A 22,704-nucleotide genomic window follows, 5' to 3' on the forward strand; every position below is an offset into this window, starting at 1 on the left:
GTTCTTATCACAGAATCATGCCCTGAGTCTACGCTTACCCACAGGTCAAGCGCTGAATGTTTCCGGCTCCGTTCACAAAAACATTAAGGCGGTCGATGCGATAATCCTGCGTGGCGATGTCATCCGGACCCAGAACGCGCGACCGTTCGGGCAGCTGGGCCTGAATGGTCGAAACCGGCTGACCAATAGAATCCGCAAAAGCTTCGCCCTGGCAAAAGGCCAGATCAACCGGTGCGGCTTCGGGGGAAAGGCGGACGTCTTCAGGCGGGGGCGGTGTCTCGGCACAGGCGGCCAGCAGGATCAGAATTGGAATAAAACGGCGCATTGGCGTTCCTCTTTGCGGCAATGTCGTTTCTGCAATATCAAAACATTAGCCAATCTGTCACCAAAGCGCAGTTGAAAACACCCTGCGATTGACGCAGGGTCGGGTCAAAGAAGACAGGGAGACAACGATATGCGTACCCGTGCCGCCGTCGCCGTTCAGGCGGGCAAACCTTTGGAAGTGATGGATGTGAACCTCGAAGGCCCCAAGGCGGGTGAGGTCCTGGTGGAAATCAAGGCCACCGGCATCTGCCACACCGATGAATTCACCCTGTCGGGCGCCGACCCCGAAGGTCTGTTTCCTGCCATTCTGGGCCATGAAGGCGCGGGTGTTGTGGTCGAGGTCGGCCCGGGCGTGACCAGTCTGAAACCGGGCGATCACGTGATCCCGCTCTACACCCCCGAATGCCGCGAGTGTGAATACTGTCTGCACCCCAAAACCAACCTCTGCCAGGCGATCCGCGAAACCCAAGGCAAGGGGCTGATGCCCGACGGAACGTCCCGGTTCTCGACGCTGGATGGCGATCCGATCCTGCATTACATGGGCTGCTCGACCTTCTCGAACCACACGGTCCTGCCCGAAATTGCGCTGGCCAAGGTGCGCGAAGACGCGCCGTTCGACAAGATTTGCTATATCGGCTGCGGCGTGACCACCGGTATCGGCGCAGTTATCAACACCGCCAAGGTGGAAATCGGCAGCCGGGCTATCGTGTTCGGTCTGGGTGGTATCGGTCTGAACGTTATTCAGGGCCTGCGTCTGGCCGGAGCGGATCAGATTGTCGGCGTGGATCTCAACCCGTCAAAGGTCGAGATGGCCACCAAGTTTGGGATGACCGATTTCGTGAACCCCAAAGAAGTCGAGGGCGATTTGGTTCCCTATCTGGTCAACCTGACCAAGGGCGGCGCGGATTATACCTTTGACGCCACCGGCAATGTCGGCGTGATGCGCGATGCGCTGGAATCGGCGCATAAGGGCTGGGGTGAATCGATCATCATCGGCGTGGCACCTGCCGGGGCTGAAATCTCGACCCGACCGTTCCAGCTGGTCACCGGCCGCTCGTGGCGCGGCACCGCATTTGGTGGTGCGCGAGGCCGGACCGACGTACCCAAGATCGTCGATTGGTACATGGACGGCAAGATCGAGATCGATCCAATGATCACCCACACAATGGGCCTGGACGACATCAACCATGGGTTTGACCTGATGCATAAGGGTGAAAGCATCCGATCGGTGGTTGTTTACTGAAGCTTTTAACCAACGGAAACTCCGATTACGGCGGGCTGAAAGGCGCGCCGTTTCTTACTCCCCCGGCCGAGACGCCCCGGTGTCCGACCGCGGCGACCGCACCCGCAGAACTGGGGTGTTGGCCGAAGTGGTGTTGGTCCTGCTCTCGCGCCAGACCACATAGACGCCGGATGCGATGATGACGCTTGCGCCCACCGCCACCCAAATGTCCGGGCGTTCGCCAAAGAAAACCATGCCAAAAATCGTGGCCCATATGATCTGGCTGTATTGGCTGGGGGCAATAACGCCGGCGGGTGCGGCACGATAAGCCAGAATGATCAGGTGCTGGGCGATGACCGAGAACACGCCGACCAGCGCCATCATCGCCAGATGCAGCAGGGACGGAGGTTGATACACCACCGGTTGGGCCAGGCTCATCACAGCAATGGCCAGCAGCATGGGGTACAGGATCAGCACGGCCGAGCGTTCCTCATTGCCGATCTTGCGCACCAACACGGATGCGAAGGCGCTGCAGAAGGCGGCTGTGAGAGCAGCCAGATGACCCAGCGTGATATCCGTTGCGCCTGGGCGCAGAACAATCAGGACACCGATCAGGCCCACGCCGACCGCCGCCCAACGCTGGGCGCGGACGACCTCGCCCAGAATCGGGATCGACAGCACCGTGACGATCAACGGAAAAGAGAAAAGCAGTGAATAGACCTCGGCCAGCGGCAGGACCGAAAACGCATAGAAGGCGCAGACCATGGATGTTACCATCAGGGCCGAGCGCAGCAGAACCAGCCACGGGTGGCGCGGCAGGAAGTTCCCGGTTGTTCGGTCGGTCAGGATTGTCACCGCCATCGGCACAAAGGAAAACAGCGTGGCGAAAAAGATGATTTGCATCACCGAGTAAGTGCCACCCAGCACCTTGATCAGCGCGTCATGGCTGGCAAAGACCGCAAAGCCCGCAAACGCATAGCCAAGGCCCCGGAGGGTGGTGTTCTGAGTGCTCATCGCTGTGGCCTCGGGTGATATGTCGGTGTGGTGGCACTATGCCGTCGCAGCGCAAAGGGGCTGTCTTGCCCCTGAGTAAACGCATTTCACCAGCCCGCATAGCCCCTAATTTATCGCTAACATCGCAAAGCTGCCATGTTGTGAGATCAACGCAGAACCGGCGGCGCGTCCTTGGGTTGGCGCGCCGATTGCACGCCCGCCTTCATTCCCACTCCGATGCGCCGGGCCAGTGCGACCCACGGGGTGGCCGTTTCCGGCGGCAGTGTCCGGGTGGCGACCTCTTCGAACAGGTCCAGCCAATGGGCGAAGAGTTCGGGTTTCACGTCGGGCCGTTCGATATGAACACGCTGCGGATTGCCGTCATAGCTGCGTTCATACAGGATGGCGTTGCGCCAGAAAGCGGCGATCTTTTCCTCATGCGCGGGCCAGTCGGTGACGTGGTTGTTGAAGACCGGTCCCAGCACGGCGTCCGCGCGCACACGAGCGTAAAAGGCGCGGACCTGTGCGTTGATCTGGTCCGGCGTGGCCGGAAAGCGTGGAGGCAGGATGGGTCTGGTCATGTAGGTACCGAAGTCGACTCTGTTCTGGGCCAATATCTGGTTGACGGGTCAAGCGACAGGCGTGGTTTTGTCGCGCGGGTCCGGCGTCAGCAGATGTCGCAGCAGGGCCACCGGATGCGCCTTCAGGCTGAGGCGGGTGGCGACGTAATCCTCGACCACCTGTTCGCCCAAGGTCATCTGCGGCAGGTAGGCCTTGGGCTCGTCCAGCGCCTCGCCCTCCAGATCCTGCGAGAACAGCGGTAAAGGCTTGGCGGTGGCAATCGCCTTGGCCTGCCACAACGCCTCGCGCCGGGTCAGGTCACAGGCGGCAAAGGCGTCGGCCTCAGCCAGCCGTTCGATCACCGAAGGGCCAAGGCCCGCACGGCGCCAGACATCGTCAACCTGATGGTAGCCGTTACCCCGCGCGGCGGTCAGCCAACTGGCGTCTTCTTCGCTCAGCCCCTTGATCTGACGGAAGCCCAGCCGCAGGGCCAGCCCGCCTTGGCCGTCAAGTTCCATCACATTGTCCCAGAAACTGGCATTGATGCAGACCGGGCGCACTTGCACCCCGTGCTCGCGCGCATCCCGTACGATCTGGGCAGGCGCATAGAACCCCATTGGCTGCGAGTTCAGCAGCGCGCAGGCGAAGATGCCGGGGTGATGGCATTTGATCCAGGCCGAGGCATAGACCAACAGCGCAAAGCTGGCCGCGTGGCTTTCGGGGAAGCCGTACGACCCGAACCCTTCGATCTGCGAGAAACAACGTTCGGCAAAGTCATCCTCATACCCGTTGCGCTTCATGCCGCGCAGGAACAGGGCGCGGAACTCGCTGACATTGCCGTGCTTCTTGAACGTCGCCAGTGACCGTCGCAACCGGTCCGCCTGTTCCGGGGCAAATCCCGCGCCGACGATGGCGATCTGCATCGCCTGTTCCTGAAACAGCGGCACGCCCAGCGTTTTGCCCAGCACCTCGCCCAGCTCGTCCGAGGGGAAGCTGACCTCCTCCTCCCCATTCCGGCGGCGGATATAGGGGTGGACCATGTCGCCCTGAATGGGGCCGGGGCGGATGATGGCGACCTCGATCACCAGATCATAGAAATTGCGCGGTCGCATCCGTGGCAGGAAGTTCATTTGCGCCCGGCTTTCCACCTGAAACACACCCACCGAGTCCGCCTTGCAGAGCATGTCATAGACCACCGGGTCCTCGGGCGGCAGAGTGGCCAGCGTATAGCTGGTCTGGTGGTGCTGACCGATCAGGTCAAACGCCTTGCGGATACAAGTCAACATCCCAAGGCTGAGCACATCAACCTTGAGAATGCCCAGACTGTCGATGTCATCCTTGTCCCAGCAGATGACCGTACGGTCCTCCATCGTGGCGTTTTCGATGGGGACGAGTTCGTCCAAGCGCCCCTCGGTAATAATGAATCCGCCGACGTGCTGAGACAGATGTCGGGGGAAGCCGTCGATCTCATAGACCAGCATTAGAGTCTGTTTCAGCCGTCGATCCTCGGGGTCGAGGCCGATTTCACGCATGCGCTGCGCTTCAAGCCCAGAGGCGGAAAAGAAGCCCCAGAGCTGCGAGGACAACGCCGAAATCGTGTCCTCGGTCAGGCCCATTACGCGGCCAACCTCGCGAATGGCGCGCTTGCCGCGATAATGTACGACCGTGGCGCACAGGCCCGCGCGTTCGCGGCCATAGCGGTCATAGATGTGCTGGATGACTTCCTCGCGGCGTTCATGTTCGAAATCGACGTCGATATCGGGTGGTTCATCGCGCGCCTCAGAGACGAAGCGTTCGAAGACCATGGTGCCCATCTCAGGGCTGACCTCGGTGATGCCGAGGCAGAAACAGACGACAGAGTTCGCCGCCGAGCCGCGACCCTGGCAGAGGATGCCGCGCGAGCGGGCGAAATGGACGATGTCGCGGACAGTCAGGAAGTAAGGCTCGTATTTCAGCTTGCCGATCAGGGTGAGCTCATGCGCCAGCATCTTTTTTGCTTCCTCGGACGCCCCGGCGGGATAGCGCCATTTCAGCCCTTCCTGCGCCAGCCGATGCAGGCGTTCGGTCGGGGTTTCCTGCTCGCTGCCCTCGCTGGGATATTCATAGCGCAGTTCATCAAGCGAAAAGGTGAGCTGTTCGCTGAGCTCATGCGCGCGGGCAACGGCGCCCTCATGACCTTTGAAGATGCGCAACATCTCGGCCTCGGATCGCAGGCGTTGCTCGCCATTGGCCAGCGCCTCGCGGCCCAGGTCGTCGACCTTGCGGCGCAGGCGGATGGCGGTCAGGACGTCGGCCAACCTGCGGCGGCTCCCGTGATGCATCATCGGCGTGGCGCTGGCGAGGGTGAGGATGCCGAGTTGATGTGATTCCGTCTCTAATAAAGAGAAATATGCGCTATCTGCGCCATCATACCGAGGGTGCATCAGCAGATGCATCCGCCCGGCAAAGCGGCGCGTCAGCTGTTGCGCCTGTGTCCGCCACACGCTCGCGCCGCCCGGAGACCGGGTCGCTTGTGGCCAGAGCAGCAGGTGAAGGCCGTCGGAGAATTCCAGCAGGTCCGACAGGTGCAGGATGCAGTCGCCTTTCTCGGCGCGCAGGCGACCTTTGGAGAGGATGCGGCACAGGTTGCCCCAGCCCTGCCGGTTCAGGGGCAGGGCGGTGACGGCAGGCGCATCGGTGAAGATCAGCCGCGCCGCCGGGATCAGGCGGGGTACCGCGTGGATGGGGTACGAGGGCGGTTTGGGGATGTGATCGGGGCAGGGTGGGCCGATCGCGGTATTCTGCGCCTCCCACTCCAGCCGCTCGCGGACCTTGCGGGCGATCTCGCGTCCTTGGGTATGGGCGCGCACGATCCCGGCAACCGAGTTGTCATCGGCAATCGCAATGGCGGGCAGGCCCAGAGTGACGGCACGCTCCATATACTCCTCGGGGTGCGAGGCCCCGGTGAGGAAAGTGAAGTTCGACGTAATCGACAGCTCGGCATACATGGCGATTCCCTATTATATTCACGTTTTGTTCTTTTTCGAGTCCTTTGCTGAAATTGAGGGGAAGTCCCATTCCCCAAATGGTGGCTACCGACCGAAAAACCTTCAATTGCAACGCGTGTACGCTGGCGTTCTTAGGGGCCGCTTAACCCAGACAGCGGCTGCCAGGAAAGAAGGCGAAAACTGTGCTATAATACGCCCCTCAATTTTACAGGACGATTTTGGAAGGAATTCATTATGGCCGTATCTAAGCCACAGCGAATCGTTATGCACTGGACAGCAGGGCAGTATGAAATGTCCGGTAGCGATTATGACAAGTACCACGAAGTTGTTGAGGGTGATGGAACGCGCAGGCTGTGCAAGCGCAGACCGGAAGCCAACAACAATGTGAATGACGGAGATTATGCCGCGCATGTCAGGGCCAAGAACACAGGGTCAATCGGTTTGGCAATGTGTTGTATGCAGGGTGCAAAGGAAAGGCCCTTCAAGAAAGGGAAATACCCGATGACGGAAACCCAGTTGGGTGTGTTCATCGACATGGTAGCCGAGTACGCGGAAACCTACGACATCCCGATAGATCGCCGTCACGTTCTTTCGCATGAAGAGGTTGATGTCACATTGGGTGTGCCACAGGACAAGTGGGATATCATGTGGCTGCCTCACATGGCCAAGCCCGGAGATGTCGTGGAAGTCGGCGATTTCCTGCGCGAAGGTATTTCCAGCGCTCAAAACAGAAAATTCAATGCGACCAAGCCGGTTTTCGCAAGTTTCAACGAGGATGATTTAATCGACAAGATCGTTGCGAGGATCAAGACGGAACTCGCCTGATTGCAATCCGCGCTGATGATCTCAGCAACGGGATGTGAGCGTCATAACTTGACCCTGTGCATTCCCCGGCGCGGCTGGTCCTGATCATCCGCCGGGGCGTCCTCAGCGCGGGCAGAGGTCAACGCAAGGAACACGTCCTCAAGGTCTGCTTCCTCGGTACGGACGTCGCGGATACGGATATTTGCGGTGCGAACGGATTGCAGCACCTGCTCGGCGCTGGTCTGGGCGCTGCGGTATTGCAGCACCAGACTGCCATCATCACGCAGGGTGGCTTCGACGCCCTCGGTTACGGGCAGATCGGTGATCGGGCTGTCCGGGGCGATCACCATGGTGCGGCTGTCCATGCGGCCCAGCAGGTTGGCAGTGCTGTCCTGTGCGATCTTTTCGCCATGGTTGATGATTGCGATCTCGTCACACATCTCCTGCGCTTCCTCCAGATAATGGGTGGTCAGGATGATGGTCATGCCCTGTTCGTTCAGCTTGCGCACATTGGTCCAGAGCATCTGACGCAACTCGATATCCACGCCCGCCGTGGGTTCGTCCAGCACAAGGATCCGCGGGTGATGCACCAGCGCCTTGGCTAGCAGCAATCGCCGTCGCATGCCCCCGGACAGGGTCCGGGCATAAGCCTCGGCCTTGTCGCTGAGGCCGACCAGTGCGAGAATCTCATCGCTGCGGCGCTGAGCCTTGGGAACGCCATACAGGCCAGCCTGAACCTCTAACGCGCCACGAGGAGTGAAGAACGGGTCAAGGTTCAGCTCTTGTGGCATGACGCCGATTGCAGCGCGGGACTGGCGCGGGTTCTGATCCTGATCGAAACCCCAGATTGACACCTTGCCCGCAGATTTCACCACCAGCCCGGCCAGAATATTGATCAGAGTCGACTTCCCGGCCCCGTTCGGCCCCAGCAGGCCAAACACCGAGCCACGCGGAACGGTCAGGTCAATGCCTTTCAGCGCGTGTTTCTCGGGCTGGCCTTTGCCGCCCCGATAGGTCTTGCGCAGCCCGTCGATCCTGATTGCCGCATCACGCATGTGACCCTTGCCCCCGGTTTGCTCATCGCTCATAAACGCACCTATTACATGCCCGCGAGGCCGACAACCGAAGAAGGATCGCAAGCCGTGACAATCGAAGCGCCGGAAACAAAGATCGTCGAAACCGCCCGTGTTGCCTGTGATGGCGGCGAAGGCGCATTGGGCCATCCGCGCGTCTGGTTGCAGATCCCCGAGGATACCGGCTGGGTCGAGTGCCCCTATTGCGATTGCAAATACGTGCTGGCTGGGACCGAGGCCGAAGTCTGATACAGTGACATGTTGCCTGCTGGATTGTGATCCGTCAAAGCCCGCAGGTGTTTTGTGATTCAGGACAGCGCGGAGGCTGGATGCTCTTTTCACTGCAGCTCTTGCAGCTATCCGATCAGGACCTTCTGGCAAAAGGCGGCCACAGAAACGTGTATGCCTGCCCGGGCCAGCCAGAGCTTTTGATCAAGGTGACACGGCCGCGCACGCGCCCGAATCGTTCCTTCTCCAAGCGGTTGATACGGCGCATCCTGCCGGATTCGGCCTTTCGAAACGCGCTGAAAGAGCTTGAATGCGAAATGAAGGCGGCACTTAAAAGCGGTGGTGATATCGCCCATCTGCCCTTGGCGCGGTCTTTTGGCGTGGTGCAGACGGATGTCGGGCCGGGGGTTGTGGTTGAACGGATACAATCCGAGGACGGGGAACTTGCGCATCACCTGTTGTGGATGAGCAAGCATCACTTGCTGAACGACGAGACCCTGGCCGACCTCAACAGTTTTGTGCAGAAGCTGTTCGAGTTTCAGATCGTGGGCCGGGACATTCACGAACAGAACATTGTCTACGGTGTTCGCAACGGGGCCCGGATGTTCCTCCTGATCGACGGGTACGGAGAGCGCAACCTCATCCCGCTGCGATCGCTGAGCCGCCGGTTGAACGACCGTTCGCTGAACAAGCAGATGCAACAGATCGCCGAGCGCACCGATTTGCATTGGGACAAGACGCTGCAGGTATTCAGCAAGGCCTGAACTGCGCGCGCCCCGAGACTGCGCGGCGCCGAGCGTAAGATCCGAAAGGCGCAAGTGCCCCGAACCGTTTCATAGACGGATGACGGGGCTTGGGTTAGAGTTTTACGACTATTTTTTGACAGTCAAGTTGGAGTTTATTGAGATGAGGCGTTTTTTGAGCGCAGCGTATTGCGTGTTATTTTCGACAACAGCCTATTCGCAACAGATTGTGCAACCAACCGGGCCAGCCATCACTGATACCGGGTGCCTGGTCAAAGGTCTAAACCCGAATGGAGACGGATTTCTGGCACTGAGGACCGGGCCAGGTACGTCATACCAGCAGATCGGTAGCCTCAGGAATGGTGACGCGGCCTATGTTCGTGCCTGCGACGGGAAATGGTGTTACGTTGAAAACGGTGCGATCAACAACGTCGAATCTCAATTTCGGGGCTGGATACATACCGGGTGGTGCGAGTTCTATCCCTGAGCCCGGATCAAGGCCGACTGAGGCCTGACCCGCACGATCTCCTACTGGTATCCGCCTGCGTTCCATGGCAGGACGGACATACCTAAAAGACAGGAGCACGGGCATGAGTGGGTTTGGAAAAGGCTGTCACCTGCATCTTATCGACGGATCGGCCTTTATTTTCAGAGCTTATCATGCGCTGCCGCCTCTGACGCGGAAATCCGACGGGTTGCCGATCGGAGCCGTGTCCGGGTTCTGTAACATGCTGCAGAAATATGTCGAAGGGAATGCGGGGCCGGATGCGCCGACCCATGTGGCGGTGATCTTTGACAAAGGCTCGCACACGTTCCGAAATGATCTCTATGACCTCTACAAGGCAAACCGCGAGGCGATGCCCGAGGACCTGCGCCCGCAGATGCCGCTGACCCGCGAGGCGACGCGCGCCTTCAACATCGCCTGCAAAGAGCTTGAGGGCTATGAGGCCGACGACATTATCGCCACTCTGGCCGTGCAGGCGCGTGAGGCGGGGGGCCGGGTGACCATTGTCAGTTCCGACAAGGATTTGATGCAGCTGGTCGGCGATGGCGTGGAAATGCTGGACGCGATGAAGAACAAGCGCATTGACCGGGACGGCGTGTTCGAGAAATTCGGTGTCGGGCCGGAACGGGTGGTCGACGTGCAGGCCCTGGCCGGGGACTCGGTCGACAATGTGCCAGGGGCTCCGGGGATCGGAGTCAAGACGGCGGCCCTGCTGATCAACGAGTATGGCGACTTGGAAACGCTGCTGGATCGCGCCGAAGAGATCAAGCAACCCAAGCGGCGCCAGACCCTGATCGAAAAACGCGACCAGATCGAGCTGTCGAAGAAGCTGGTGCAGTTGGATGAGCAGACGCCGCTGGATTTCACCCTGGACGATCTGGAGGTAAAAGACCCCGAGCCAGACACCCTGCTGGGTTTTCTGGCCGAGATGGAGTTCCGCACCCTGACCAAGCGCATCGCTGACAAGCTTGGGGCCGAGGCTCCGGTGATTGCTGATGCACCCGCCCCTGTTGCCGAGGTCGAAGAGGCCGAAGCGCTGCCATTCGATGCGTCGAAATACGAATGTGTCCGCGATGCTGGCGCGCTGCAGAAATGGATCGATCAGACCTATGAGCGCGGCTGGGTGGCCGTGGACACTGAAACCACTGGCCTGAACGAGATGATCGCCGATCTGGTGGGGATTTCGTTGTGTGTTGAGGCCGGGGAAGCCTGTTACATCCCGCTGACCCACCGCGATGGAGCGGTGGATGACCTGTTCGGCTCGGATGCGCTGGCCGAGGGGCAGATGCCGCTGGATGAGGCTCTAACCTTGCTGAAACCGATGCTTGAGGACCCGTCGATCCTGAAGATCGGGCAGAACATGAAATACGATGCCAAGATCTTTAAGCGATATGGCGTTGATGTGGCCCCGATCGATGACACGATGCTGATGTCCTACGCCATGCATGGCGGTGAGCACGGGCACGGCATGGATACGTTGTCCGAACGTTATCTGAGCCACACGCCGATCCCGATCAAACCGCTGCTGGGCTCGGGCAAGTCGGCCATCACCTTTGACAAGGTGCCGATTGATGAGGCGACCGCATATGCCGCCGAAGATGCGGATATCACCCTGCGCCTGTGGAAACTGTTCAAGCCGCAACTTCATCAGGTGCAGGTGACGACGGTGTATGAAACACTTGAACGCCCCTTGGTGCCGGTTCTGGCCGAGATGGAGATGCACGGCATCAAAGTCGACCGCGATGTTCTCAACCGGATGTCGAACGCCTTTGCGCAGAAAATGGCCGGATTAGAGGTTGAAATTCACGAACTGGCCGGTGAGAGTTTCAACGTCGGCTCGCCTGCACAGCTGGGTGAGATCCTTTTCGACAAGATGGGGCTGGAGGGCGGCAAGAAGGGCAAGACCGGGAAATACTCGACCGGCGCGGATATTCTGGAAGATCTCGCGACCGAGCACGAGTTGCCGCGCCGGGTGTTGGATTGGCGGCAGCTGTCCAAACTGAAATCGACCTACACCGACGCTCTGCAGACCCATATCAACCCGGATACGGGCCGGGTGCATACGTCTTATTCGATTACGGGGGCGAACACGGGGCGACTGGCCTCGACCGATCCGAACCTGCAGAACATTCCGGTGCGCACCGAAGAGGGCCGCCGCATTCGCGAGGCCTTCATTGCCGAGCCGGGTAATGCGCTGGTCAGTCTCGACTACAGCCAGATCGAGCTGCGTATTCTGGCGCATATCGCCGATATTTCGGCGCTGAAACAGGCTTTTGCGGATGGACTGGACATTCACGCAATGACCGCGTCCGAGATGTTCGATGTGCCGCTGGACGAGATGACACCGGATATCCGCCGCCAGGCCAAGGCAATCAATTTTGGCGTGATCTACGGCATCTCGGGCTTTGGTCTGGCGCGCAACCTGCGTATTCCACGGGCCGAGGCACAAGGCTTCATCGACCGATATTTCGAACGCTTCCCAGGCATCCGGAAATACATGGATGACACTGTCGCCTTCGCCAAAGAGCATGGCTATGTGCAGACCCTGTTCGGGCGGAAAATCCACACGCCCGAGATCAATGCCAAGGGGCCGCATGCTGGCTTCTCGCGCCGGGCGGCTATCAATGCTCCGATCCAGGGCACGGCGGCGGACGTGATCCGGCGCGCGATGGTGCGGATGCCGGACGCGATCAACGGGCTTCCGGCGAAGATGCTGCTGCAGGTGCATGACGAATTGCTGTTCGAAGTGGCCGAAGGCGCGGTGGATCAGGTGATTGACGTAGCGCGCGACGTCATGGAAGGCGCGTCTGATCCCGCGGTGAAGCTAGATGTGAAGCTGAGCGTCGATGCCGGGAAGGGCGCGAACTGGGCTGAGGCGCACTAGGGGGCGCTGCTCATCAGGCCCGACGGGCCCTCTTTACAGCGGGTCAGTCCTGTGGACGGACCATGCGGTTCACCAGCCGTTGTACGGAAGGGCCAAACAGCATGATGACGGTGAAGGCGATGGGCCAGCTGAAGGCCCAGGACGCCATCCAGTCGCTGACGGTGTTGGGGCCAAGTCCAATGGCTTTCACGGTCGCGATGCCGGTCACGATGCAGGACATCAGGCCGGACATGATCAGGCTGAACAAGGCGCGGGAATAGCGGGCAGAAATCATTTAGGACATCCTGAGGGTCGTGATGTTCCTGATGTGCTGTATTTTCCGTCATAAGGCCAGAGCTAGACCTGCATCCAGCCAAGACTGTCGGGGGTTCGGGGTGTTGAGGGTGTGTATTCGGCACTGACCCAGCCGGAATAGCCCGCGGCATCCATGGCAGTAAACAGACGGCCAAAATCCGTTGGCCCGCGCCCCGGTTCACATCGGTCCGGGGCAGCTCCGATCTGGGCATGGACGACCCGAGGGTGAAAGCGATCCCAAATCGCCTGCGCATCGCCGTGGATCATATGGGCGTGGAAACTGTCAAATTGCAGCCCGACATTCGGGCGGTTTACGGAGTCCAGCACCTGCGCTGCCAGATCGTAGTCGTTCAGGAAATAGCCGGGCTGCGTCACCGGATTCAGTGGCTCGATCGAGAATTGCTGCTGCGGGGCGAAATCGGCGGCCAATTGCAGGTTGCGCACGAAGCTTTCCTGCGCATCCGGCCCGGATGCATAGCCCGCCATGATGTGGATCAGCCCGGGCTTCAGCATATCGGCATAGCGCAGCACGCGGCGGATATCAGACTGGAACCGCGCCTCGCCCCCCGGAACCGCGGCATAGCCGGGCTCACCGCCAGTGTAGTTGGGCGGCGGAGCATTGATCAGCACCAGTTCGAGCCCATTGGCCAGCAGGGCGCGGCGGGTTTCCTTGGCGGCCAGTTCGTAGGGAAACAGGATTTCGACCGCATTGAACCCGGCCTCGGCTGCCGCCTGAAAGCGCTCAAGATAGGGAAGCTCGGCAAAGAGCAGGGAAATATTGGCGGCAAATCTGGGCATGGGCGGTCTCGGGTTGTTGCTGGCCAGAACTTAGCCGGGGGGTGATTTGGGCGAAAGAGGATCAAAAACGACAGATTGTCGAAAATCGACCAGAACGACCAGCGCAAATCAGAGACGTTCCGAATTATACGGCGAATCATTTCAACGACGCCGTGCCAACAGAAGGTAAGAACCCCATGGCAATGAGTCCTGACCCCGTGCGCGGGAACACTCTCCCTGTGTCTGCTGGAGGCAATTCCGCTTTGTCCGGCAATGGTTTGGCCGTCGCCTCGATGTTGACATGGGCAGCAGGGTTCCCGGCGGCCGAAGTGCTGCTGCAGAGTTGGCCTCCGATCGCGTTGTTTGCCGCACGGCTGGCGCTGGCGGTGGCGGTCATGCTGCCGATCTGGTTCATTATCGACGGGTCGGACCGTGTCTTGCGGGCGCGCTGGGGACATGCGTTATTTGTTGGCGGAATGCTGGGCGCGGGCATGTTCCTGATCATTCTGGCGCAAAAGATGACCGATCCGGTGACCGTGGCCATCATTGCCTCGTGCGCGCCGCTGTTTGCGACGCTCATCGAGCTGGCGACGGGAACACGGCGGTTGCGGTGGAACTTTGCCTTCGGCGTGATCGTTTCGATTGTTGGCGGTCTGATCGCTACCAGTGCAGTGGCACCGGCGCAATTGGGGTTAGGAGCGGCCTGTGCCATCGTGTCCACCGGGTTGTTCTGTTGGGCCTGTATGGCGACCGCGCGGGACTTTCCCGAACTCAGTCAGACAGGGCGCAGCACCATTACCTTTGCGGGTGGACTGGTGGTTGCGTTGCTGCTGTTTTTCGGGGCCGGTCAATTGGGGCTGGAGGTCATGCCGAGCGCTCCGATTGACGTCCAGCAGATCGGTATGTTGGGGATCTACGCGCTCGTGGCGATGGGCGTGAGCCAGGTTCTGTTCATCTCATCGGTCGGACGGTTGGGGGTGGCGCTGGCCTCGTTCCATATCAACATCGCGCCATTTTACGTGATGGTGATCATGCTGGTGCTGGGGGACGATTGGAACTGGACCCGCGCGCTGGGCGCCGGGATCGTTGCGGTGGCGGTTGTGCTGGCGCAGGATCGCAAGGTTGCAAACCCCGCTTAATCCGGCAGGTCATCGGACTTGATGAGGGGATAAAACTGCCCGCCGGACCGCACGCCGAACCAATCGCCACTGTGTTCGGCGATGTCCACGAGACGATAGAAACTCTTGCGGTCGATCCGCGCCTCCAGGTTTGCGCGAACCAATATGTAGGGTGAAGGCTCATCTGTTTCAGGGTCGATGACAATACGGATTGGATGATCCGGTCCGGCCACCGCCGTGTCACCGACATGGGTGGAAAAGCGCAGGTTTTGGGCCTCACCTTCGCCCTCGATGTCGAAATCAACGGCCACAAAGGGGGCATCCTCGACCGTGATTCCCACCTTTTCAACCGGAGTCACCAGATAGTATTTCCCATCTTCTTTCTTAAGAATTGAAGAAAAAAGCTTCACAAGCTCGAACCGGTTGATGGGCGAGCCTAGATAACTCCAAGTACCATCTTTTGCGATCCGGATGTCCAGATCGCCGCAAAACGGAGGATTCCACAGGTGAACGGGGGGCAAACCCCTGGTTTTGGCCGCTTTGACTGATGCGGCAAGGCCATCAGGTGAAGGTGTCACAGGTTTTTGTCCGCTCATTGCTTTTGCCATTTCCTCTCAGCGCGATACACTTCAATCATAATAGTCCACGGAAGGGAAAGTCATGACCGAACCTGCCGACCTCGTGTCCGAGATCGAAGCGCTGGAAAACAAGTTGCAAGAGGCCAAGTCCTCGATCACCCGACGCTTTATCGGGCAGGAAAGGGTCGTGGATCTGACCCTGGCCGCATTGCTTTGTGGTGGTCACGCTTTGTTGATCGGTCTGCCGGGTCTGGGCAAGACGCGGCTGGTCGAAACCCTGTCAACTGTGATGGGGCTGCACGGAAATCGCATTCAGTTCACGCCCGACCTGATGCCTGCCGATATTCTGGGGTCCGAGGTTTTGGACACCGCCGAAGACGGCAGTCGCCATTTCCGGTTCATCTCCGGCCCGATCTTCTGTCAACTGCTGATGGCGGACGAGATCAACCGTGCCAGCCCCCGTACCCAGTCGGCGCTTCTGCAGGCGATGCAGGAACGCACCGTGACCGTAGCGGGTGAAGATCGCTCGCTGGGTGAACCTTTCCACGTGCTGGCCACGCAGAACCCGATCGAACAGGAGGGCACCTATCCGCTGCCCGAGGCGCAGCTGGACCGGTTTCTGGTGCAAATCGATGTGGACTACCCGGATCGCCAGACCGAACGCGATATCCTGTTGGCGACCACGGGCGTCGAAGAGGAAGAAGCGCACGAGATTTTCACCAAAGAGGAACTGTTGGCCGCACAGGTGTTGTTGCGCCGGATGCCGGTGGGAGAGTCGGTTGTGGAGCTGATCCTTGATCTGGTCCGCGCCTTCCGCCCCGAAGAGGCGGGCGCGTCCGAACGTGTGGCCGAGACTGTTGCCTGGGGCCCTGGCCCCCGTGCGGCGCAGGCGCTGATGATGACGGTGCGAGCGCGGGCAATGTTGCAGGGGCGACTGGCCCCGAATGCCGAGGATGTGCTGGACATGGCGCGTCCGGTGCTCAGCCACCGGATGGCGCTCAACTTCGCAGCGCGCGCGCGCGGTGACAGCCTGGCCGATCTGATCGATTCTACCGCTGCCGGGCTGATCCGCACCGAGGCCGCGGCGTGAATGCCGCGCTGACCCTTCGCGAAAGATCCGAGGCCGAGGCGTCCCGGCTGCCGCCCCTGTTGGCGCGGGCTGAACATCTGGCCGGAACGGTGTTGCTGGGCGACCACGGGCGTAGACGTTCGGGGCTTGGCGATGATTTCTGGCAATACCGCCCGGCACAGATCGGTGACAGCCGCCGGATGATCGATCACAGGCGTTCGGCCCGCGGGGATCAGCAATTTGTGCGCGAACGGGAATGGCAGATTGCGCAATCGGTGATGCTGTGGGTCGATCAGGGCGCGTCGATGCGGTTTGCCTCTGATAAGTCACTGCCCACCAAGGCTGACCGCGCGCGGCTACTGGGCCTGTCCACGGCCATCCTGCTGGTGCGTGGCGGCGAGCGGGTCGGCCTGACCGGCACCACCCTGCCGCCCCGGCGCGGCAATGCGCAGGTCATCCGACTGGCGCAGGCCTGGTCCGAGGATTCCGACACCGACTATACCCCACCCGAACACCGCGCCATGATCCCGCATGCCCGCGCCGTGTTCATATCCGATTTCCTAGGCCCCTTGGATGAGGTCGAACTGGCCCTGACCAAAGCCGCCGACCGGGGTGTCCGGGGCGTGCTGCTGCAGGTTCTCGATCCGGGCGAAGAGACCTTTCCCTATCGTGGCCGGACGATCTTTGAAAGCGTTGGCGGTTCGGTCCGGCATGAAACCCTCAAGGCCGCAGACCTGCGCGACCGTTATCTGGAGCGCCTCGCCAAACGCAAGGACGCCCTGACGCAACTTTGCCGCGCAACCGGTTGGCAGCTGGGTCTGCACCATACCGGTGACAGCGCACAAGCGGCATTGTTGTGGCTCTATCGGGCCTTGGACGGGGGCACGCGATGACGGTTCTGGCGGGCATCGGTTTTACCGCCCCATGGGTGCTGCTGGGTTTACTGACCCTGCCGATCCTGTGGCTGATCCTGCGCGCCGTGCCGCCCGCACCGATCCGCCGCCTTTTCCCGGCGGTGACGTTGCTGCTGGGGCTTAAGGATGACGAAAGCGTCTCGGACCGCACCCCGTGGTGGCTGATGCTGCTGCGGATGCTGGCGGCGGCGGCGATCATCATCGGGCTGGCCGGACCGGTCCTGAACCCCTCGCGGGATGAAACCGGGACGGGGCCTTTGCTGCTGGTGCTGGACGCCAGCTGGGCGGGGGCAACGCGGTGGTCGTCAACGCTGGATCAGGTTGACGTGCAACTGACCGAGGCCGGGCGGTCGGGGCGTACCGTAGCCATCCTGCGCCTGACCGAACCCGAAACGCCGGTGTTTCAGGCGGCTGAGGCATGGCGCGGGCGTCTGCCGGGCCTGACGCCGACCCCGTGGCAACCCACCGAAACACAGATCGATCAGGCTCTGGCCGTGCTGGATCAGTTGGACGGAGGGTTTGATACCCATTGGTTCAGCGACCGTGTGGCTTATGAGGGCCACGGTCGGATTCTGGCGGCGTTGCAGGAGCGGGGCGCGGTGACCGTGTATCAATCCGCGGCACCGGTGGTTGCGATATTGCCTGCCGCTTATCAGGATGGAGTGATTCAACTGACCGCACAACGTGCGGCGCCGGGGCCGGCCGACAGTATCACCGTGCTGGCGCAGGGCCGTGATCCGGCGGGTGCGATGCGTGTTCTGCAGTCGGCCGAGATGGAATTCCCCGGCGGAGAAACACTGGCGCGGGTGGATCTGGCGCTGCCATCCGAACTGCGCGCCCGGATCACCCGGTTCGAGATCCAAGGCCAGCGTTCGGCCGGAGCGGTGACGCTGACTGATGACAGCTTGCGTCGGCGCGAGGTCGCCCTGATCGCCGGAGCCCTCAACCGCGAGGGGCTGGAGCTTCTCTCGCCATTGCATTACCTGACGCAGGTTCTGAATCCCACGGCGGATTTCGTCGAAGGCGGGTTGCTCGAGGTTCTGCCCGCCAACCCGGATGTGATCGTTCTGGCCGATGTGGCGAAACTGTCCGATGGTGAACAGGCCGCCCTGGTCGAATGGGTGGAACAGGGCGGGTTGCTGCTGCGCTTTGCCGGGCCGCGCATGGCCGCCAGCGATATGGGCCGAGACGCCGAGGATACCTTGCTGCCTGTCCGCCTGCGCAGCGGTGGCCGCTCGGTCGGCGGCGCGATGAGTTGGGGCGAGGCCAAGGGGCTGGCACCTTTCCCGGAAAACTCGCCTTTCTACGGTTTGCAGGTGCCCGACGATGTCACGGTCACCACGCAGGTCATGGCACAACCAGACCCTAATCTGGCGGATCGTGTCATTGCGTCGCTGTCGGACGGCACGCCTCTGGTCACACGCAAGGCGCTGGGTCTGGGTCAGGTGGTGCTGTTCCACGTGACCGCAGATGCGGAATGGTCCAGCCTGCCGCTGTCTGGCCTGTTCGTTGAAATGTTGGATCGTCTGGCCGTGGCTTCGGCGGCCAAATCCCGGCAGGAGGCCCAACTGCAGGGCACCACGTGGGAGCCGATACAAGTCATGGACGGGTTCGGCACCTTGTCGGATGCAGGTAACCTTGCCGGGGTGGAAGGGACCGAATTGCTCGCGGGCGCAATCGGCCCGGATTTGCAGCCCGGCTTGTACGAAAGCGGCAAACAGAAGCTGGCGTTGAATGTCCTGTCAGAGGATGCGGTGCTGAACCCGCTGACCTGGCCCTCGGATGTGCCGATCAAGGGGCAGGAGGTGACCAATGAGACACCCATCGGGGGTATGCTGCTTAGCCTTGCGCTGCTGCTGCTGACCGTGGACGTGATTGCCTCGCTGGCCTTGTCGGGCCGCCTTGGTCTGGCCAAAGCGGCGGCTGTTGCTCTGGGAGCGGTACTTCTGGTGCCCGAGGCGCAGGCGCAGACGCCGGAAGAGACCGAGTTTGCCCTGAACGCTACGCAGGAACTGGTGCTGGCCCATGTGCTGACGGGCAATGCGCAGGTCGACGACGTGGCACGCGCAGGGATGCGAGGCCTGTCGCAAACGCTTTTCTATCGTACTTCGGTGGAGCCAATCGAACCCATCGGGGTCGATCTGGAACGCGATGAGCTGGCGTTTTTCCCGCTGCTTTACTGGCCGATTACACCGGACCAGCCGCAGCCCTCTGTCGAGGCCTATGCCAAACTCAATGCCTATCTGCGCTCGGGCGGTATGATTCTGTTCGACACGCGGGATGCGGATGTGGCGCGGTTCGGCGCCGCCAGCCCCAATGGGCGCAAGCTGCAACAACTGGCCGGACCGTTGAATATTCCTTCTCTAGAACCCATCCCGCGCGACCATGTGCTAACCCGCGCATTCTATCTGCTGCAAGATTTTCCGGGACGTTATGCAGGCACCGACGTGTGGGTCGAAGCTGCGCCGATGGATGCGGAACAGATCGAAGGGATGCCCTTCCGCAACCTCAATGACAACGTGACCCCGGTGGTGATCGGCGGCAACGACTGGGCCTCGGCCTGGGCGGTGGACCGCAACGGGCAGGCTCTGCTGCCGGTGGGGCGCGGCTATGCTGGCGAGCGTCAGCGCGAGCTGGCCAATCGCTTTGGCGTCAATCTGGTGATGCATGTGCTGACCGGGAACTACAAATCCGATCAGGTCCACGTGCCTGCGCTTTTGGACAGGTTGGGACAATGACCGGAACCGTCATATTCGATCCGCTGATCCCTTGGCCAGTTCTGGTCACCGTTGCCGCGATTGCGATCGCTGGCGTTCTGTTGGCACTGTGGCGCGGCCTGTCCGGCTGGGCCTTGCGCGGGCTGGCGGCGTTGATTGTTATCGCAGCGCTGGCGGGGCCGGTTTTTCAGGTCGAAGACCGCGCACCGCTGACCGACATCGTGCTGATGATCGAGGATGAAAGCGCCAGCCAGACGCTCTCGGACCGGGCCGAGCAGACGGCGCAGGCAGCCGAGGATCTGGCTGCCGAGATCGACTCCCGCGACAACACCGAATTGCGCCGGATCAAGGTGGGCGACGGCAACGGCGACGAAGGCACTCAGGTCATGGCCGCGCTGAACGAGGCGCTGGCCGAGGAGCCGCGCGCCCGGATCGCGGGTATTCTGGTGGTGTCAGACGGCATCGTGCATGACGTCGATCAGGCGCCTGAGTTGCCCGCGCCGCTGCACTTGCTGCAAACCGGGCGCGACAGCGACTGGGACCGCCGCCTGATCGTTCGCAACGCACCTGCCTTTGCCATCATCGGCGAACCTGTGACCCTGACCCTGCGTGTCGAGGACAGCGGGGCCGCGCCTGCGGGTGCAGTGACCGCGCCGCTTGAGCTGTCGGTCGACGGGGCCGAGCCCGAGCAGTTGAATATCCCCATCGGCATTGATGTCGAACTGCCCATCACGCTGCCCCATGGCGGCCGCAACGTCATCCAGTTCACCGTGCCGCAGGCCGAGGGGGAACTGACCGACCGCAACAACACCGCGCTGATCCAGATGAACGGCGTGCGCGACCGGCTGCGGGTGCTGCTGGTCTCGGGTGAGCCGCATCCCGGCGGGCGAACATGGCGCAACCTGCTGAAATCCGACAGCTCCGTCGATCTGGTGCATTTCACCATCCTGCGCCCGCCCGAGAAACAGGACGGTGTGCCGGTGGATGAGCTGTCGCTGATCGCCTTCCCCACGCGTGAGCTGTTTCTGGAAAAGATCAACGATTTCGACCTGATCATCTTTGACCGCTACAAGCGCCGCGGCATCCTGCCTGCGATCTACCTGGACAATGTCACAAACTATATCAACGAAGGCGGCGCGGTGCTGATTGCCGCCGGGCCGGATTTCGCCAGCGCTGACAGTATCTTCCGCTCACCTCTGGCGCCAATATTGCCCGCACAGCCCACGGCGCGGGTGATCGAGGAACGCTTTGTGCCCATGGTCACTGATCTGGGGCACCGCCATCCGGTGACAACCAATCTGGGCGATTCCGAGGATTGGGGCGCATGGCTGCGTCAGATCGACGTGAACCACCGGACCGGTGAGCTGTTGATGACCGGCGTGGACGAACGCCCCTTGCTGGTGTTGGACCGTGTGGGCGAAGGGCGCGTAGCGCTGCTGGCTTCGGACCATGCCTGGCTATGGAGCCGGGGGTTCGAAGGTGGCGGGCCGCAGTTGGAATTGCTGCGTCGTCTGGCCCACTGGATGATGAAAGAGCCCGAGCTGGAGGAAGAAGCCCTGTGGGCCGAGGCCAATGGTCAGGTCATGCGCATCATCCGCCAGACGTTGGAGGATGAGGTCGGGCCAGTGACCATCACCCGCCCCAACGGTGAAACGCTTGAGGTCATACTGGACGAAGTGTCTCCGGGCCGGTTCGAGGCGCTATATTATGGGCCCGAGATAGGCCTTTACCGTCTGCAGGAGGGCGAACAGATGGCGGTAATCGGGTTGGGCCCCGCCGCGCCGAAGGAATTTGAACGCACCATTGCCACTGCAGAGATACTGGAGCCCGTGCTGGATGAGCTGCGCGGCGGTGCGATGCGGTTGGAGGACGGGTTGCCCGGGATCCGCAATGTGCGCGCCGGGCGTCCGGCCTCGGGTCGCGGTTGGATCGGCCTGACCCCGCGCAACGCCTATGAGACGCGTGACGTCACGCAGGCCGGGCTGCTGCCGCCGTGGCTGGTCCTGGTCCTGGCCGGAGGGTTCCTGCTGGCTGGCTGGCTGCGCGAGGGGCGGCGCTGATTACTCAAACACCACGCTGATTGTGGGGTTGCCGGGCAATCCGGTATAGGTGGCCGATGCCCCGCCCTTGCCCTTTGCCGGGGGCACAAGCGGCCCGAAAGACCCGACCGATATAAGATCTCCGGGCTGAAACTCGATACCTTTCGACATCAGCCACAGAGCGGCATTCGCCGGATGGCCCAGAACTGCTGCGCCGGAGGCCTGTGCCAGAACCTCTCCATCCGCAGCGCTGAGCGTGACGGCCAAGTCCGCCAGCGCCTGCGTCATCGCTGCAGGGTCAGAAACCGGGATTTCAGACCCTACCACGCCCAGTTTTGGCGCAACCGCGATGGCGGTCAGGGTCACCGGGGTGATCGGTTCGCCCTCGGCCAGCGTCAGGTCAGGCAGCTCGATGAAGGGGCGGATCGCCGAGATGTTCTGCATGACCTCGGCGGGTGTGGTGGCCTGATTGATGCCCGCGTCCCCGACGACCAGAATCAGATCGGCCTCGAACACCGGACGGGCGCCCCATGTGATCGGTACCGTTGCCCCGTCCTCCAGCATCATATCGCGGAACAGGACGCCCTGAACCGGTTCGGCGGCGCCGAACCGTTCTTGTGCCGGGGCGCTGGTCAGGCCTGCCTTGTAGCCGACGACCGGACCCATATGTGGCTCTAACGCGGACACAAGTTTGATCTGGGTGCACAGCGCGTCCTCCATACTGCCACCGACGGACAGGGCAGACGTGGGCGTATTGGCCAGATAGTCCTGCACATACTGATCCACCTGAGCATCCGTGGCGCAATTACCCGCTGCTGACGATGCAAAACAGGTAAGTGCGCAAGCTGCTGCAGTAGAAAGAACAAATCGCATA

20 protein-coding genes are annotated in these 22,704 nt (G+C 61.3%); 11 read left to right on the plus strand and 9 right to left on the minus strand.

Translation table 11 applies throughout. The features are described from left to right. Nucleotides 1–34 precede the first annotated feature (34 nt). The gene (locus tag ACR1XY_RS08865) at nt 35–325 is read right to left on the minus strand and encodes an I78 family peptidase inhibitor (protein WP_480592285.1); all 291 of its coding nucleotides are present in this window, start codon (nt 323–325) and stop codon (nt 35–37) included. A 129-nt stretch (nt 326–454) separates the two neighbouring features. On the opposite strand from ACR1XY_RS08865, the gene ACR1XY_RS08870 reads away from it, so the two are divergent. After that, nucleotides 455–1,567: an S-(hydroxymethyl)glutathione dehydrogenase/class III alcohol dehydrogenase gene (locus tag ACR1XY_RS08870; protein ID WP_480592287.1), complete on the plus strand. Its 1,113-nt coding sequence runs from the start codon at nt 455–457 to the stop codon at nt 1,565–1,567. A 54-nt stretch (nt 1,568–1,621) separates the two neighbouring features. On the opposite strand, the gene ACR1XY_RS08875 is transcribed toward ACR1XY_RS08870, so the two are convergent. From ACR1XY_RS08875 to ACR1XY_RS08885, 3 genes are all read right to left on the minus strand, one after another. Further along, the gene (locus tag ACR1XY_RS08875; RefSeq protein ID WP_480592289.1) at nt 1,622–2,560 is read right to left on the minus strand and encodes a DMT family transporter; all 939 of its coding nucleotides are present in this window, start codon (nt 2,558–2,560) and stop codon (nt 1,622–1,624) included. Between the two features lie 146 nt (nt 2,561–2,706). After that, on the minus strand, nt 2,707–3,120 hold the full coding sequence (locus ACR1XY_RS08880) for a group III truncated hemoglobin (protein WP_480592290.1): 414 nt from the start codon (nt 3,118–3,120) through the stop codon (nt 2,707–2,709). Between the two features lie 48 nt (nt 3,121–3,168). Further along, nucleotides 3,169–6,087, minus strand: a complete 2,919-nt coding sequence (locus tag ACR1XY_RS08885; RefSeq protein WP_480592292.1) for an error-prone DNA polymerase — start codon at nt 6,085–6,087, stop codon at nt 3,169–3,171. 234 nt (nt 6,088–6,321) lie between these two features. Between ACR1XY_RS08885 and ACR1XY_RS08890 the strand changes: the two genes are divergently transcribed. After that, on the plus strand, nt 6,322–6,912 hold the full coding sequence (locus tag ACR1XY_RS08890) for a peptidoglycan recognition protein family protein (protein WP_480592293.1): 591 nt from the start codon (nt 6,322–6,324) through the stop codon (nt 6,910–6,912). A 41-nt stretch (nt 6,913–6,953) separates the two neighbouring features. Here ACR1XY_RS08890 and ACR1XY_RS08895 read toward each other — a convergent pair whose 3' ends face one another. Then, nucleotides 6,954–7,946 carry an ABC transporter ATP-binding protein gene (locus ACR1XY_RS08895; RefSeq protein ID WP_480592566.1) on the minus strand — a complete coding sequence of 331 codons (993 nt, stop codon included), beginning with the start codon at nt 7,944–7,946 and terminating at the stop codon, nt 6,954–6,956. Between the two features lie 87 nt (nt 7,947–8,033). Between ACR1XY_RS08895 and ACR1XY_RS08900 the strand changes: the two genes are divergently transcribed. The 4 genes from ACR1XY_RS08900 (at nt 8,034) to polA (ending at nt 12,324) form a co-directional block, all read left to right on the plus strand. Continuing rightward, nucleotides 8,034–8,213 (plus strand): zinc-finger domain-containing protein, encoded by a 180-nt coding sequence (locus ACR1XY_RS08900; RefSeq protein WP_480592295.1) that lies wholly within the window; start codon nt 8,034–8,036, stop codon nt 8,211–8,213. Between the two features lie 80 nt (nt 8,214–8,293). Further along, nucleotides 8,294–8,956 carry a YrbL family protein gene (locus tag ACR1XY_RS08905; RefSeq protein WP_480592297.1) on the plus strand — a complete coding sequence of 221 codons (663 nt, stop codon included), beginning with the start codon at nt 8,294–8,296 and terminating at the stop codon, nt 8,954–8,956. Nucleotides 8,957–9,098: 142 nt separating this feature from the next. Further along, nucleotides 9,099–9,422: an SH3 domain-containing protein gene (locus ACR1XY_RS08910; RefSeq protein WP_480592299.1), complete on the plus strand. Its 324-nt coding sequence runs from the start codon at nt 9,099–9,101 to the stop codon at nt 9,420–9,422. Between the two features lie 103 nt (nt 9,423–9,525). Beyond that, on the plus strand, nt 9,526–12,324 hold the full coding sequence (gene polA / locus ACR1XY_RS08915; RefSeq protein ID WP_480592301.1) for a DNA polymerase I: 2,799 nt from the start codon (nt 9,526–9,528) through the stop codon (nt 12,322–12,324). 43 nt (nt 12,325–12,367) lie between these two features. Here the strand turns inward: polA and ACR1XY_RS08920 are convergent, their stop codons facing one another. Both ACR1XY_RS08920 and ACR1XY_RS08925 read right to left on the minus strand, forming a co-directional pair. Continuing rightward, nucleotides 12,368–12,598, minus strand: a complete 231-nt coding sequence (locus tag ACR1XY_RS08920) for a DUF2798 domain-containing protein (protein WP_480592303.1) — start codon at nt 12,596–12,598, stop codon at nt 12,368–12,370. 62 nt (nt 12,599–12,660) lie between these two features. Then, nucleotides 12,661–13,416 carry a hydroxypyruvate isomerase family protein gene (locus ACR1XY_RS08925; protein WP_480592305.1) on the minus strand — a complete coding sequence of 252 codons (756 nt, stop codon included), beginning with the start codon at nt 13,414–13,416 and terminating at the stop codon, nt 12,661–12,663. A 176-nt stretch (nt 13,417–13,592) separates the two neighbouring features. Between ACR1XY_RS08925 and ACR1XY_RS08930 the strand changes: the two genes are divergently transcribed. Beyond that, complete coding sequence (locus ACR1XY_RS08930; protein ID WP_480592307.1) at nt 13,593–14,534, plus strand: DMT family transporter; 942 nt, start codon at nt 13,593–13,595, stop codon at nt 14,532–14,534. Here the strand turns inward: ACR1XY_RS08930 and ACR1XY_RS08935 are convergent. Further along, nucleotides 14,531–15,109 carry a DUF1285 domain-containing protein gene (locus ACR1XY_RS08935; protein WP_480592310.1) on the minus strand — a complete coding sequence of 193 codons (579 nt, stop codon included), beginning with the start codon at nt 15,107–15,109 and terminating at the stop codon, nt 14,531–14,533. The two genes, ACR1XY_RS08930 and ACR1XY_RS08935, sit on opposite strands and share 4 nt — an antisense overlap. A gap of 64 nt (nt 15,110–15,173) precedes the next feature. On the opposite strand from ACR1XY_RS08935, the gene ACR1XY_RS08940 reads away from it, so the two are divergent. The 4 genes from ACR1XY_RS08940 to ACR1XY_RS08955 are packed head-to-tail and all read left to right on the plus strand — an operon-like array spanning nt 15,174 to nt 21,851. After that, nucleotides 15,174–16,181, plus strand: coding sequence for an AAA family ATPase (locus tag ACR1XY_RS08940; RefSeq protein ID WP_480592312.1), 1,008 nt, complete (start codon nt 15,174–15,176; stop codon nt 16,179–16,181). After that, the gene (locus ACR1XY_RS08945) at nt 16,178–17,053 is read left to right on the plus strand and encodes a DUF58 domain-containing protein (RefSeq protein ID WP_480592314.1); all 876 of its coding nucleotides are present in this window, start codon (nt 16,178–16,180) and stop codon (nt 17,051–17,053) included. The genes ACR1XY_RS08940 and ACR1XY_RS08945 overlap by 4 nt, the downstream gene beginning before the upstream one ends. Further along, nucleotides 17,050–19,812, plus strand: coding sequence for a DUF4159 domain-containing protein (locus ACR1XY_RS08950; RefSeq protein ID WP_480592316.1), 2,763 nt, complete (start codon nt 17,050–17,052; stop codon nt 19,810–19,812). Before ACR1XY_RS08945 ends, ACR1XY_RS08950 begins: the two co-directional genes overlap by 4 nt. Then, on the plus strand, nt 19,809–21,851 hold the full coding sequence (locus tag ACR1XY_RS08955) for a hypothetical protein (RefSeq protein ID WP_480592318.1): 2,043 nt from the start codon (nt 19,809–19,811) through the stop codon (nt 21,849–21,851). The genes ACR1XY_RS08950 and ACR1XY_RS08955 overlap by 4 nt, the downstream gene beginning before the upstream one ends. On the opposite strand, the gene ACR1XY_RS08960 is transcribed toward ACR1XY_RS08955, so the two are convergent. After that, the gene (locus ACR1XY_RS08960) at nt 21,852–22,703 is read right to left on the minus strand and encodes a 2-keto-4-pentenoate hydratase (protein ID WP_480592320.1); all 852 of its coding nucleotides are present in this window, start codon (nt 22,701–22,703) and stop codon (nt 21,852–21,854) included. Nucleotide 22,704: the final 1 nt, after the last annotated feature.

It is taken from the genome of Ruegeria sp. AD11(2025) (assembly GCF_056542405.1).

Excerpts from the sequence above, each read along its gene's own strand:
- ACR1XY_RS08875 (WP_480592289.1), bottom strand. The coding sequence starts at position 2,560 with ATGAGCACTCAGAACACCACCCTCCGGGGCCTTGGCTATGCGTTTGCG.
- ACR1XY_RS08940 (WP_480592312.1), top strand. The coding sequence starts at position 15,174 with ATGACCGAACCTGCCGACCTCGTGTCCGAGATCGAAGCGCTGGAAAAC.
- polA (WP_480592301.1), top strand. The coding sequence starts at position 9,526 with ATGAGTGGGTTTGGAAAAGGCTGTCACCTGCATCTTATCGACGGATCG.
- ACR1XY_RS08870 (WP_480592287.1), top strand. The coding sequence starts at position 455 with ATGCGTACCCGTGCCGCCGTCGCCGTTCAGGCGGGCAAACCTTTGGAA.
- ACR1XY_RS08950 (WP_480592316.1), top strand. The coding sequence starts at position 17,050 with ATGACGGTTCTGGCGGGCATCGGTTTTACCGCCCCATGGGTGCTGCTG.
- ACR1XY_RS08885 (WP_480592292.1), bottom strand. The coding sequence starts at position 6,087 with ATGTATGCCGAGCTGTCGATTACGTCGAACTTCACTTTCCTCACCGGG.
- ACR1XY_RS08930 (WP_480592307.1), top strand. The coding sequence starts at position 13,593 with ATGGCAATGAGTCCTGACCCCGTGCGCGGGAACACTCTCCCTGTGTCT.
- ACR1XY_RS08895 (WP_480592566.1), bottom strand. The coding sequence starts at position 7,946 with ATGCGTGATGCGGCAATCAGGATCGACGGGCTGCGCAAGACCTATCGG.
- ACR1XY_RS08960 (WP_480592320.1), bottom strand. The coding sequence starts at position 22,703 with ATGCGATTTGTTCTTTCTACTGCAGCAGCTTGCGCACTTACCTGTTTT.
- ACR1XY_RS08935 (WP_480592310.1), bottom strand. The coding sequence starts at position 15,109 with ATGAGCGGACAAAAACCTGTGACACCTTCACCTGATGGCCTTGCCGCA.
- ACR1XY_RS08910 (WP_480592299.1), top strand. The coding sequence starts at position 9,099 with ATGAGGCGTTTTTTGAGCGCAGCGTATTGCGTGTTATTTTCGACAACA.
- ACR1XY_RS08905 (WP_480592297.1), top strand. The coding sequence starts at position 8,294 with ATGCTCTTTTCACTGCAGCTCTTGCAGCTATCCGATCAGGACCTTCTG.
- ACR1XY_RS08880 (WP_480592290.1), bottom strand. The coding sequence starts at position 3,120 with ATGACCAGACCCATCCTGCCTCCACGCTTTCCGGCCACGCCGGACCAG.
- ACR1XY_RS08920 (WP_480592303.1), bottom strand. The coding sequence starts at position 12,598 with ATGATTTCTGCCCGCTATTCCCGCGCCTTGTTCAGCCTGATCATGTCC.
- ACR1XY_RS08925 (WP_480592305.1), bottom strand. The coding sequence starts at position 13,416 with ATGCCCAGATTTGCCGCCAATATTTCCCTGCTCTTTGCCGAGCTTCCC.
- ACR1XY_RS08865 (WP_480592285.1), bottom strand. The coding sequence starts at position 325 with ATGCGCCGTTTTATTCCAATTCTGATCCTGCTGGCCGCCTGTGCCGAG.
- ACR1XY_RS08955 (WP_480592318.1), top strand. The coding sequence starts at position 19,809 with ATGACCGGAACCGTCATATTCGATCCGCTGATCCCTTGGCCAGTTCTG.
- ACR1XY_RS08890 (WP_480592293.1), top strand. The coding sequence starts at position 6,322 with ATGGCCGTATCTAAGCCACAGCGAATCGTTATGCACTGGACAGCAGGG.